This window comes from Citrobacter sp. BDA59-3, from assembly GCF_015167655.1.
GTDB classification, from domain to species: Bacteria; Pseudomonadota; Gammaproteobacteria; order Enterobacterales; family Enterobacteriaceae; genus Phytobacter; species Phytobacter diazotrophicus.
On record NZ_CP063427.1, the window covers coordinates 4,329,886 to 4,342,546 of the forward strand.

Annotated in this window: 13 protein-coding genes; 5 read left to right on the forward strand and 8 right to left on the reverse strand. The window is 52.8% G+C overall.

Features of this window, described 5'->3' with window-relative positions:
* Positions 1 to 334: 334 nt before the first annotated feature.
* From IP582_RS20365 to syd, 4 genes are all read right to left on the reverse strand, one after another.
* The gene (locus tag IP582_RS20365) at positions 335 to 784 is read right to left on the reverse strand and encodes a flavodoxin (protein ID WP_039077081.1); all 450 of its coding nucleotides are present in this window, start codon (positions 782 to 784) and stop codon (positions 335 to 337) included.
* Between the two features lie 17 nt (positions 785 to 801).
* Complete coding sequence (gene truC / locus IP582_RS20370; protein WP_193794279.1) at positions 802 to 1,584, reverse strand: tRNA pseudouridine(65) synthase TruC; 783 nt, start codon at positions 1,582 to 1,584, stop codon at positions 802 to 804.
* Complete coding sequence (locus IP582_RS20375; RefSeq protein WP_039077097.1) at positions 1,584 to 1,913, reverse strand: YqcC family protein; 330 nt, start codon at positions 1,911 to 1,913, stop codon at positions 1,584 to 1,586. The genes truC and IP582_RS20375 overlap by 1 nt, the downstream gene beginning before the upstream one ends.
* Before the next feature lie 640 nt (positions 1,914 to 2,553).
* A complete protein-coding gene (syd, locus tag IP582_RS20380; RefSeq protein WP_193794280.1) occupies positions 2,554 to 3,099 on the reverse strand; it encodes a SecY-interacting protein in 546 nt (181 codons plus the stop codon).
* A 69-nt stretch (positions 3,100 to 3,168) separates the two neighbouring features.
* On the opposite strand from syd, the gene queF reads away from it, so the two are divergent.
* From queF to xni, 5 genes are all read left to right on the forward strand, one after another.
* Positions 3,169 to 4,014, forward strand: a complete 846-nt coding sequence (gene queF, locus IP582_RS20385; protein WP_193794281.1) for an NADPH-dependent 7-cyano-7-deazaguanine reductase QueF — start codon at positions 3,169 to 3,171, stop codon at positions 4,012 to 4,014.
* Positions 4,015 to 4,132: 118 nt separating this feature from the next.
* Positions 4,133 to 5,497: a nucleotide 5'-monophosphate nucleosidase PpnN gene (gene ppnN / locus IP582_RS20390; RefSeq protein WP_039077085.1), complete on the forward strand. Its 1,365-nt coding sequence runs from the start codon at positions 4,133 to 4,135 to the stop codon at positions 5,495 to 5,497.
* Between the two features lie 446 nt (positions 5,498 to 5,943).
* On the forward strand, positions 5,944 to 7,233 hold the full coding sequence (locus IP582_RS20395; RefSeq protein WP_193794282.1) for an HAAAP family serine/threonine permease: 1,290 nt from the start codon (positions 5,944 to 5,946) through the stop codon (positions 7,231 to 7,233).
* A gap of 63 nt (positions 7,234 to 7,296) precedes the next feature.
* Positions 7,297 to 8,664, forward strand: coding sequence for an L-serine ammonia-lyase (locus IP582_RS20400; RefSeq protein WP_039077087.1), 1,368 nt, complete (start codon positions 7,297 to 7,299; stop codon positions 8,662 to 8,664).
* Between the two features lie 110 nt (positions 8,665 to 8,774).
* Positions 8,775 to 9,530: a flap endonuclease Xni gene (gene xni / locus IP582_RS20405; RefSeq protein WP_193794283.1), complete on the forward strand. Its 756-nt coding sequence runs from the start codon at positions 8,775 to 8,777 to the stop codon at positions 9,528 to 9,530.
* Between the two features lie 76 nt (positions 9,531 to 9,606).
* Here the strand turns inward: xni and rlmM are convergent, their stop codons facing one another.
* The 4 genes from rlmM to IP582_RS20425 all read right to left on the reverse strand — a co-directional run bounded on the left by rlmM (position 9,607) and on the right by IP582_RS20425 (position 12,629).
* Complete coding sequence (gene rlmM, locus IP582_RS20410; protein WP_193794284.1) at positions 9,607 to 10,707, reverse strand: 23S rRNA (cytidine(2498)-2'-O)-methyltransferase RlmM; 1,101 nt, start codon at positions 10,705 to 10,707, stop codon at positions 9,607 to 9,609.
* Entirely contained in the window at positions 10,700 to 11,095 is a 396-nt protein-coding gene (locus IP582_RS20415) for a DUF423 domain-containing protein (protein ID WP_039077090.1), read from the reverse strand. The genes rlmM and IP582_RS20415 overlap by 8 nt, the downstream gene beginning before the upstream one ends.
* Positions 11,096 to 11,133: 38 nt before the next feature.
* Positions 11,134 to 12,048, reverse strand: a complete 915-nt coding sequence (gcvA, locus tag IP582_RS20420; RefSeq protein ID WP_039077091.1) for a glycine cleavage system transcriptional regulator GcvA — start codon at positions 12,046 to 12,048, stop codon at positions 11,134 to 11,136.
* 350 nt (positions 12,049 to 12,398) lie between these two features.
* Positions 12,399 to 12,629, reverse strand: a complete 231-nt coding sequence (locus IP582_RS20425) for a YgdI/YgdR family lipoprotein (protein ID WP_039077092.1) — start codon at positions 12,627 to 12,629, stop codon at positions 12,399 to 12,401.
* Positions 12,630 to 12,661: the final 32 nt, after the last annotated feature.

Genomic DNA, 12,661 nt, shown 5'->3' on the forward strand with positions numbered 1-12,661 from the left:
AAAGGGGTACCTGAACACTCACCGTGCAACAACACAACATTGTGTGGTCACGGCATGAAGGTTTCTTGCAAAAGCCCAGGGGGATGGGGACTAACTCACGGAAATGAAAAGTTGAGGCGCTAACATTTGGTTAAAAGTCAGCCTGTTTTGAATAATGTGAAACGCATCGCTTGACGCAGTGTAAATGCACTTTTACCCCCTCAGGAGAAGAGGGTTTTTACTGGCAAACGCCCAATGCTTACTCGATTCAGTTGCCGCATAATGTGCCGCGTCGCTATTTTACCGCTTACCGCCAGATAAGTGGGTTGCCCTCCTGTAGGGGGAGGGCAACACCTCATTTTAACAATGTCGCCCAGTGTTCCACCCACGGGTTAGAAACCGACTCAGGCTCGGGATCTTCGCTGGCATCGATCAGCAAAACGTCTCCCACGCGCTGCGCACTTTGTTCCTGCAATAACGCGTCAAACTGTTTTCCGCCGCCGCAGAAATTTGTATAGGTGCTGTCGCCCAGGGCAATCACACAATAACGCAGCGCTGGCTGATAGCCGATTTTGTCACGAATGTACTGAAACAACGGCACAATACTGTCCGGCAAATCGCCCTGCCCGGTCGTTGATGTCACCACCAGCGCATACTTATCTTTATAAGCATCCCAGTCCGCAGGTTCCGGATCTTCAAATACCGTAGCGCTGTGCCCCTGTTCGCCCAGAATCGTTTGTGCCTCTTCGGCCACCAGCAATGCATTGCCGTACATGGTGCCAACGAAAATTCCGACTTCCGCCATGGTGCTCACTCCTTGCGTTAAATGTGAATCCCGCCATCCTGACCGCACGGCGAGACAAACTCAACCCTTTCATTGTCAGGGAGAAGCCCCTGCCAGCCAAACTGCGACAACGCCCGCATCCAGACATCATCCAACCCGGCATGCAGCGTCAGCGGTTCGCCGGTAAAGGGGTGAGTGAGCGTTAACTGACTGGCATGGAGCATCAGTCGGTTACAGCCAAAATGTTCTGCCGCACTGCGGTTCTGACGCAAATCACCGTGTTTGCTGTCGCCGATAATCGGATGGCGTAAATGGGCGAGATGGCGACGGAGCTGATGCTTACGCCCGGTTTGTGGGAGCAGTTCCACCAGGCCGTAACGTGTGGTCGGAAATTTACTGGTCGCCACCGGCATTTCGGTCGTCGCCATGCCGCGATAATGCGTCACCGCTGGCTGCGGGCCTCTATCTTCCCGGGCAAATTTGTCCGCGATTTTATCCAGCTCTTCAACCAGCGGATAATCCAGCACCGCATCGTCCATCAGCCAGCCGCGCACGATCGCATGGTAGCGCTTCTGAATTTGGTGCTGCTCGAATTGCTGCGCCAGAAGACGCCCCGCCTCGCTCGACAGCCCCATCAGCAATACACCAGAGGTTGGTCTGTCGAGACGATGCGCAGTAAAAACATGCTGGCCTATCTGGTCGCGGACGGTTTGCATCACCACCACTTTTTCATCCCGATCAAGCCAGCTTCGGTGTACCAGCCAGCCTGAGGGTTTATTCACCGCAACCAGCCATTCGTCCTGATAGATAATCTCAAGCATCAGGCATCATCATTTGAGAAGAGCGCGTCGAGCTCTTGCAATTGCACAAGAATGACATCACGCGCGGGATGCGTCGCCTCGAGCGCAATTTCATAGTAAGGCGCAATGGCGAAGGATTCAGGCAGCGGATGCTCACCGTCCAGCAAGGCGTGCATGCGGGGAATCAACACCCATTGCAGCCACTCGTACGGTTCGAGGGTATCCATACAGAAAGGTTGAGTACTGTTGAACACGCTGGCATCCGGCGCAACGGACTGCCATTGGTTATGCTCACGTAACAGCGCCTCGATAAGCTGTAATTGCTGGCGCACGCGGGAAGGAAGCGTCATGAAAACCTCGATAACAAACGAACTGGCGCGCAGGATAGCATCTGTAGCGAGAAATAAAAAAAGGGAGCACTGTAAAAACAGTGCTCCCGGTTCGTTTCGCAGCAATCCAGCTACTTTTCGTGCTCCCTGCTCATCCTTGACAACTTTTCCTGCGGGTCTCCTGACCCTTGTTCATCCTTAAACTAGCGCATCCTGCCCACACCACCCCGATGTGGATTAGCCTCATCCGTAAAGCGTGTCCTTGATCTTCCTGATCCACCGAACATCCTGACCGGCTCTCGTTCTCCCTCCTGGAGGTGTCCTTTAATGCGTTCCTGCATTTTCCCTTTTACTTCATCCAGAAGCCTGTCCGTGAAGCACCATCCTGGTGTATCCCGTCTCGAAACAACATCATCCTGATGTTCGTTTCAGTGTGCGACTCCTTGTCGACGCAGATAGAATTACCCATTCCTCTTCGTCTTACAAGTGCGCCTAAGGCAAATATTTCCCCTGCTAACTATAATTTAACTAAGGTTATTATTTTCAAATAATTGATTTGATTATAAAAAAGTAATAAATATGCGTAAGCAATAGCAAAGCAAGAAGGCGATCTCTCACAAGCTTTGTAAGAGATCTCTCACAAGTGGAATAGCAATAAAGATTACAGAACAGGCTCAAGTTGATTGAGGAAGTCCGCAAGATCTGAGGAAAGCACCGTACGCTGGCGGGTGCCCAATGTCTCTTTGATGACTTCACCGCTCAAGTTACACAGCGAAATCACATCAATGTCGCTGTCCAGAGTAGCAATAAAAAGTGTAGGCGAAAGCTTAAGTCTTTTCTGGGTGACCAGGTGGCCAATCAGGTTCTCCTGAACTCGCTGGAAATCGTCAGCGCTCCAGGTTTGCAGAAGTGTAAGCGTTTCCCCACGGAAGGTCGCTTGCATATCCCCGGCAAATTGTGTGGTGTAAAACACGCGAAGCGCAGGTTGTACCATAATATCCATCGCGCGTTCAATCGCGTTTACATTTTGCTCCGGTAAAAACGGCTGCGGCTGCCACGTGACGAGGGTATCGGTCGAGGAGATAATGCACGGTGAAGGCACGCCATACAGCTCTTCACTTTGCGGCCAGGTACCGTACGACTGCTGCCATGCATCGCAATAGCGCGTAGTAAACGCTTTCAGGGCAAGGGCTATCTCTTTTTCCACCGCTTTCTCTCTTTATCTAAGCCAGGATACACTTTGCCTATTAGTGTACCCGTAAATATGGCGATGAACATGTCTTCCTATGATAACCATCAGGCGCTGTCTGGCCTGACACTTGGCAAAACCACCGACTACCGCGATCGCTACGACGCCAGCCTGCTGCAAGGTGTTCCCCGCAGCCTGAACCGCGATCCGCTGGGATTAACAGCAGAGAATCTCCCCTTCCAGGGCGCAGATATCTGGACGCTCTATGAACTCTCCTGGCTTAACGCCAACGGTCTGCCGCAGGTGGCGGTCGGCCATGTGGAGTTAAACTACGCCAGCATCAATCTGGTGGAGTCAAAAAGCTTTAAGCTTTACCTTAACAGTTTTAATCAGACCCGCTTCGCGAGCTGGGACGAGGTACGTGACACGCTTGAGCGCGATCTTAGCGCCTGCGCGCAAGGCGAGGTTTCCGTCGCGCTATACCGACTCGATGAAATTGAAGGCCAGCCTATTGCCCACTTCCACGGCACCTGCATCGATGACCAGGAAATCGTGATTGATAATTACGACTTCGACGCGGCACTGCTGACTGACGCGGCGAGCGGCAAAGTGGTGGAAGAGACGCTGGTTAGCCATCTGCTCAAATCGAACTGTCTGATCACCCACCAACCCGACTGGGGCTCCGTGCAAATCCAGTATCGTGGTCCGAAAATTGACCGGGAAAAGCTGCTGCGTTATCTGGTCTCCTTCCGTCATCATAATGAATTCCATGAGCAGTGCGTCGAGCGCATCTTTACCGACATTCAGCGTTTTTGTCAGCCAGAAAGCTTAAGCGTTTACGCCCGTTACACCCGACGTGGTGGGCTGGATATCAACCCGTGGCGGACAAATACCCGGTTTATTCCCGCAACCGGGCGTCTGGTTCGCCAGTAAACACACAATTTTTTGCTATCTGCGAGGGAGATTCATCGCGGCAGGTTGTTAAACGTCATAACCCGAGGCTATTGTAATCATCAGGGAAGATACAATTTTCATCCCGTAAGGAGTTCACTTGATTACACATATTAGCCCGCTTGGCTCGATGGATATGTTGTCGCAACTGGAAGTCGACATGCTGAAACGCACGGCCAGTAGCGACCTGTATCAACTGTTTCGTAACTGTTCACTCGCAGTACTTAACTCCGGAAGTCTGACTGATAACAGCAAAGAGCTGCTCTCTCGTTATGAAAGTTTCGATATCAACGTCTTGCGCCGTGAACGCGGCGTAAAACTGGAGCTTATTAACCCGCCAGAAGATGCGTTTGTCGACGGGCGTATTATTCGCGCGTTGCAGGCAAACCTCTTCGCCGTCCTGCGCGATATTTTGTTTGTGAATGGACAAATTCACAGCGCCGGGCGACTCCAGCATCTGAATCTTGAAGATTCAATTCATATCACCAATCTGGTCTTCTCCATTTTGCGCAATGCCCGCGCGCTGCACGTTGGCGAAGCGCCGAACATGGTCGTATGCTGGGGTGGTCACTCCATCAACGAAACGGAATACCTGTATGCGCGCCGCGTCGGCACCCAGTTGGGCTTGCGCGAACTGAACATCTGCACCGGTTGCGGTCCAGGTGCGATGGAAGCGCCGATGAAAGGCGCGGCGGTGGGACACGCGCAGCAACGCTATAAAGACGGGCGTTTTATCGGGATGACCGAACCCTCAATCATTGCCGCTGAGCCGCCTAACCCGCTGGTCAACGAACTGATCATCATGCCGGACATTGAAAAACGTCTGGAAGCCTTTGTCCGCATCGCCCACGGCATCATTATCTTCCCGGGTGGGGTGGGTACAGCAGAAGAGCTGCTTTATCTGCTGGGTATTTTGATGAACCCGGCCAACAAAGATCAGGTGTTGCCACTGATCCTTACCGGGCCGAAAGAAAGCGCAGACTATTTCCGCGTGCTGGATGAGTTTATCGTCAATACGCTGGGGGAAAGCGCACGTCGCCACTATCGTATCGTCATTAACGACGCTGCCGAAGTGGCCCGCCTGATGAAAAAAGCCATGCCGCAGGTGAAAGAGAATCGTCGCGAAACCGGCGATGCTTACAGCTTCAACTGGTCAATTCGCATAGCGCCGGACCTGCAGGTACCGTTCGAACCGACGCACGAAAACATGGCGAACCTGAAACTGTATCCTGACCAACCCGTGGAAGTTCTGGCAGCCGATCTACGCAGAGCCTTCTCGGGCATCGTCACCGGTAACGTGAAGGAAATGGGTATCCAGGCCATTGAAAAATACGGCCCGTACAAAATTCATGGCGACCGCGACATGATGCGTCGTATGGATGATTTACTGCAAGGCTTCGTCGCTCAGCACCGTATGAAGTTGCCGGGCTCGGCTTACATTCCTTGCTACGAAATCTGCACCTGAACCATAAGGGCGGCCTATGTCGCCCTCTCTTTTTCCTGGCCAGCCAATCGTTTGCGTCGCTCTGACGCAACATATAAATATTCACAAAACCTATATTAATGCTGATAAAACGCTAAAACACGCAAATCAGGCAGGTCTTTTATCGCGTTTTAACCCACATACTTTGCTTGTGAATCCCGCCAATGATAGCCTTCGCGCCCATAAATTTCATGTGGCGATCTGTTCGCAGAGCTTTACCCCAACAATAACCGTATAAAAAGTGGATTATTGCATTTGCGATCGGGATCACTGATCCATCCATAACATAAATGTATCGTGCCGCCCGCCAATAGTTACGAGATGAAATTATAAAAAAACCGTAAAAGCGCAGAATTTCGTATTACCGCCGTGTTCTTTGGCATTGGATTTGACCAAAAAGCGGCATTTACTTTCCCTGGAGATATTAGATGGAAACGACTCAAACCGGCACCGTTGCTTCAATCGAGACCCGAAGCGCATGGCGTAAAACGGACACCATGTGGATGCTCGGACTGTATGGCACCGCCATTGGCGCAGGGGTTCTGTTCCTGCCGATTAACGCGGGCGTAGGTGGGATGATCCCGCTGATTATTATGGCGATTCTCGCCTTCCCAATGACCTTCTTCGCCCACCGCGGCCTGACCCGTTTCGTCCTCTCAGGTAAAAACCCAGGGGAAGACATCACCGAAGTTGTAGAAGAACATTTCGGCAAAGGCGCCGGTAAGCTGATTACCCTGCTCTATTTCTTTGCTATCTACCCAATCCTGTTGGTCTACAGCGTGGCGATTACCAATACGGTGGAAAGCTTTATGACCCACCAGTTGGCCTTAACCCCGCCGCCGCGCGCAATCCTGTCGCTGATTCTGATCGTCGGCATGATGACCATCGTACGTTTCGGTGAGCAAATGATCGTCAAAGCGATGAGTATTCTGGTGTTCCCGTTCGTGGTGGCACTGATGATGCTGGCGCTGTACCTGATTCCACAGTGGAGCACCAGCGCGCTGGATACTCTCTCTTTGAGCAGCGCAAGTGCGTCAGGCAACGGTCTGTGGATGACGCTGTGGCTGGCGATTCCGGTGATGGTCTTCTCATTTAACCATTCGCCGATTATCTCCTCTTTCGCAGTCGCAAAACGCGAAGAGTATGGCGTGGAAGCCGAACGTAAATGTTCGCGCATTCTCTCTTACGCGCACATCATGATGGTACTGACCGTGATGTTCTTCGTGTTCAGTTGTGTACTGAGCCTCTCCCCGGCAGACCTGGCGGCGGCAAAAGCACAGAACATCTCCATTCTGTCGTACCTGGCAAACCACTTTAACGCACCGATCATCGCCTGGATGGCACCGATTATCGCGATTATCGCCATTACCAAATCCTTCCTCGGCCACTATCTGGGTGCGCGTGAAGGCTTTAACGGGATGGTGATTAAATCCCTGCGCGGTAAAGGTAAATCCATCGAAATCAACAGACTGAACAAAATTACCGCGCTGTTTATGCTGGTAACCACCTGGGCCGTTGCGACGCTGAATCCGAGCATTCTCGGCATGATCGAAACCCTGGGCGGCCCGATTATCGCGATGATTCTGTTCCTGATGCCGATGTACGCCATTCATAAAGTACCGGCTATGCGTAAATACAGCGGCCATATCAGCAACATCTTTGTTGTTGTAATGGGTCTTATCGCTATCTCCGCCATCTTCTTTTCTCTGTTCAGCTAATCCCTTAGCGCCGTCAGCACGGCGGCGCTTTTCCCTGATCTTTTTAGCCATGGATACTGCATCATGATCAGCGTATTCGATATTTTTAAAATCGGTATTGGCCCTTCCAGCTCCCACACCGTTGGGCCAATGAAAGCCGGTAAGCAGTTCACGGACGACCTGATCGCACGCGACATGCTGCAAAACGTCACCCGCGTTGTGGTGGATGTTTACGGTTCCCTCTCACTGACCGGGAAAGGTCACCATACGGATATCGCCATCATTATGGGACTGGCGGGAAATCTGCCGGACACGGTGGATATCGACGCCATTCCTGACTTTATTCAGGACGTTAATACCCACGGACGGCTGCTACTGGCAAACGGCGCCCATGAAGTGGAGTTCCCGGTTGATAAGTGCATGAATTTCCACGCAGATAACTTATCGCTGCATGAAAACGGGATGCGCATCACCGCCCTGAACGGTGAAAACGTTCTGTATAGCCAGACTTATTACTCTATCGGCGGCGGCTTTATTGTTGATGAAGCTCATTTTGGTCAGAGCAATGACGCCCCTGTCGCCGTACCTTACCCGTACAAATCGGCTGCGGACCTCCAACAACACTGCCGCGAAAGCGGACTCTCCCTTTCCGGCCTGATGATGCAAAACGAGCTGGCGCTGCACAGCAAGGCAGAGCTGGAGGCGCATCTTTCCGCCGTCTGGGACGTCATGCGCGGTGGAATTGAACGCGGCATCACCACCGAAGGTGTACTGCCAGGCAAACTGCGTGTTCCGCGCCGGGCGGCGGCATTGCGCCGTCTGCTGGTAAGCAGCGATAAAACCACCAGCGACCCGATGGCGGTGGTCGACTGGATTAACATGTTCGCGCTGGCTGTTAATGAAGAAAACGCGGCGGGCGGGCGTGTGGTGACGGCCCCAACCAACGGTGCCTGCGGCATTGTCCCGGCAGTACTGGCCTACTACGACAAGTTTATCCGTGAGGTCAACGCCAATTCGCTGGCGCGCTATCTGCTGACCGCCAGTGCCATTGGCTCGCTCTATAAAATGAACGCCTCAATTTCCGGCGCGGAAGTGGGTTGCCAGGGCGAAGTTGGCGTCGCCTGCTCCATGGCCGCCGCCGGGCTGGCTGAACTGCTCGGTGGAAGCCCGGCCCAGGTATGTATCGCCGCAGAAATCGGCATGGAACATAACCTTGGCCTGACCTGCGATCCGGTGGCCGGACAAGTGCAGGTGCCCTGTATCGAGCGTAACGCCATCGCCTCGGTAAAAGCGGTCAACGCCGCGCGGATGGCGTTGCGCCGAACCAGCGAGCCGCGTGTTTGCCTGGATAAAGTTATCGAGACAATGTACGAAACGGGCAAGGATATGAACGCCAAATATCGCGAAACCTCGCGTGGTGGTCTGGCGATGAAAATCGTCGCCTGCGATTAATCATCCGGCGCCTCGTTTTGCGAGGCGTCTTCCCGAATCCCCTGCTGCGGATAGTCTCCCGGCCCCGTCAATGTTACCCTGAACGCCTGTATCATGGCCTGGAGGGAACGGTGGCTATCCATCTGCTTATTGTTGACGCACTCAACCTTATTCGACGTATTCACGCGGTTCAGGGTTCGCCCTGCGTCACCACATGCCAGCACGCGCTGGATCAACTGATACTCCACAGCCAGCCTACCCATGCGGTCGCCGTGTTTGACGATGAGGCCCGCAACCAAAGCTGGCGGCACCAGAAGCTGCCCGATTACAAAGCCGGAAGGCCGCCAATGCCGGAAACCCTGCATGATGAGATGCCGGACCTGCGTGCCGCTTTTGCTCAGCGCGGCGTACAAAGTTGGGTGTCGCCGGGTAACGAAGCCGACGATCTGGCCGCTACGCTCGCCTGCAAAGTAGCAAATGCAGGACATCAGGCCACCATTGTCTCCACGGATAAAGGCTACTGCCAGCTTCTGGAGCCGGGCATCCGCATTCGTGACTATTTTCAGAAGCGCTGGCTGGATGCCCCCTTTATCGCCAGCGAGTTCGGCGTTTCACCCCAACAGCTCCCCGACTACTGGGGCCTTGCGGGTATCAGCAGTTCAAAAATACCGGGGGTCGCGGGGATTGGCCCGAAAAGCGCGGCCCAGTTGCTGACCGACTTTCAGGATCTGGAGGGTCTGTATGCCCGTCTGGATGAGGTGCCGGAGAAGTGGCGCAAGAAGCTTGAAGAGCATAAAGAGACAGCCTTTGTCTGCCGCGATATCTCACGCCTGCAAACGGATATTCATATTGATGGCAACTTACAGCAGTTGCGTCTTTCCCGGTAACCACCAACCGGCCTTTAGTCTGTAAAAGCGGGAAAGTAAACTGACCTGCCAGGCAGGTCAGTTATATGGGAAACGCTTAGCGCTCGTCGCGACGCCCACCCACCGCGGCCCACCAGCGACGGACGTGAACCGTCACCTCTTCGCGGTCATGGTAAAGCTGGCGCGCCTGGATCTCGGCATTGATGCCGTACGCCTGAAGCTGTTCCTCAATATACGCCAGGTTCTGCTGCACCTCTTCGTAGCGCTTTTTCATTGGCAACTTGAGGTTAAAAATGGTTTCACGGCACCAGCCGTTAACCAGCCATTGCGCCATCAGCGCGGCCACTTTAGCTGGTTTTTCCACCATATCGCAGACCATCCACGAAATGTTGTTGCGGTTTGGACGGTAGCGGAAGCCATCTTCCGGCAGCCAGGTCACCTGGCCGGTATCCATCAGGCTTTGCGCCATCGGACCATTATCCACGGAGACAACCCACATATTGCGTTTGACCAGTTGATAGGTCCAGCCGCCAGGGCAAGCCCCCAGATCCACCGCGTGCATACCGTTCGCCAGGCGCTCGTCCCACTCATCGGCCGGGATAAACACATGGAAAGCTTCTTCCAGTTTCAGCGTTGAGCGGCTCGGCGCATCAGAAGGGAACTTGAGACGTGGGATGCCCATATAAAACGGCGAATTATTGGTGGTGTAAGAATACCCGGTATAGCAACAGCCCGGCGCAATAAAGAACACATGCACCACCGGGCGCTTCGGCGTCTCGTAGTTCACCAGAATACCCGCCTCACGCAGCGCCGCACGCAGCGGCACGGTGAATTTGCGGCAGAACTTCATCAGCTCTTTGCTTTCGTTGGTGTCAGCCACTTCAACGCGTAAGTCACCGCCTTTCTCCACGACACCCTGCAACATCCCCACGATCGGAGTGATGCGATCTTCTGGCGGCAAATTCTGTAATAACTCGCCGACCACAAACATCTGACGGGCGAAGATCAGCGAGCTGAACGGCAGCTCACGTGCCAGCTTGTCTGCGTCATCAGGCTGATAACATTCGAAAATGACATAGCCCGCGTTCTCTTTGACGCGGGCAAAACCAAACACCTCGCGGCGCCCGGCTTTGTCGGTAATTTCTGCGGCACACTCTTTCTCGAAACCAGGGCGACACAGTAAAACAACTTTATTCATGAACAACGCCCTTACGTTTCAGACGGATTGCACCAATAAACATTAACACCCATCCTGCCAGGAAGCAGACGCCGCCAACAGGGGTGACAAACGCCCACAGGCGCAGATGCGAAAGCGCCAGGCAATACAGACTGCCGCTAAATAACACCGTGCCCAGGGCCAGAAATACACTACTCCAGTAAAACCAGATGCTGATTCGACGCTGCATCGCCACCGCCAGCCCCAGAACCGCCAGCGTATGGAATGCCTGATAGTTGAGGCCGGTTTGGATCCAGCCCATCTCAACAACGCCCATCGATTTACTTAAAACATGTGCGCCGAATGCTCCCAGCGCAACATAAACAAAACCGCTCACTGCGGCGAAAATCAACATGAAACGGCTGGTCATGTGCGTACCCTAAAGTCATGCGCTTACCGCGCGTACAATTATTGTTCGTAGCGGAAACGAAATTTTTCCTGCTCGCTTGCCGCTTTTGCCAGGATCCACTGTCGAAAGGCGGCTATTTTACCCAGTTCTGCCTGGCTGTCATGACAAACCAGATAAAACGCGTTCTTACTGACCAGAACATCATTAAAAGGGCAGACCAGACGGCCTGCTTCAATTTCGGACTGTGCCATCACATTGTTGGCCAGTGCGATCCCCTGTCCATGGATTGCCGCCTGTAGCACCATCGCGCTATGGCTAAAAATAGGTCCCTGCTGAACGTTAAGATTAAGACCCAATTGCCGCGTATAAGTTTGCCAGTCCCGGCGAGACGCATCGTGCAACAGGGTGTGCTGCGCCAAATCCGCTGGCGTTTTCAAGGGTTTATCACCGGTTAATAATAACGGTGAACAGACCGGCAACAGATATTCCGCGTACAATTTTTCAACACGCAATCCCGGCCAGTTGCCGCGACCATAAAAAATGGCCACGTCGACGTCATCCGCCAGTTTGTCTTCCTGGCGATCTACAGCCTGGATTCGAACGTCGATTCCCGGATAAGCTGAGTTAAAGCTAGAGAGGCGGGGTACCATCCATTGAATGGCAAAACTGGGCAGCAAACTGACCGTCAACGCCCCTTTAGCACTGCGGGCCTGGAGTTTACGCGTCGCTTCGGTCAGTTGGGAAAATATCTCTTTAATATCCTGAAAATAACTCTGTCCTTCCTCGGTTAATAGCAGAGAACGATTACGCCGACGAAACAATTTGAGCCCCAGAAAATCCTCGAGAGACTTGATTTGGTGGCTTACTGCGGCCTGCGTCACAAATAACTCATCTGCCGCGCGCGTGAAACTTAAATGGCGCGCCGCAGCATCAAAAACACGTAATGCATTAAGGGGTGGTAATCGTTTGGACATGGTTATCAGGCTTAGATGTTAAGGCGTTTTAACAAACAGGAAACAATGCGTAACCTATTAGTTTTTTTTATCTGAGCCATTATAATTTGTCCGTTGAGCTTCTACCAGCAAATACCTATAGTGGCGGCACTTCCTGAGCCGGAACGAGAAGCTTTTTTTGGAATGCGTGTTCTGAAGGGCTTTTGGCTTACGGTTGTGATGTTGTGTTGTTGTGTTTGCAATTGGTCTGAAATTCAGGCCACGGTAGCGAGACTACCCTTTTTCACTTCCTGTACATTTACCCTGTCTGTCCATAGTGATTAATGTAGCACCGCAAGATTGCGGTGCTTTTTTTTGCCCGAAAAACGGCGTTATTTCTTCTCCAGCGCAACCATCTCTTTCACATCGCTACGGTTGATTTGCTGTTCGTTGCCGTTGGCATCTTTATACGAAATCATACCGGTTTGATCGTCAGTTTTCGGTTTCCCGTCGGAGACAATCGTACGCCCGTCATTGGTATGTAAGGCGTAGTTAGGACCGGAACAGGCGCTCAGTGCAAAAGTAAACAAACAGGCAGAAATAATTGCAGCAGTCTTTTTCATCTTCTTTCTCCTCATAGCAATTAATGCTAAAT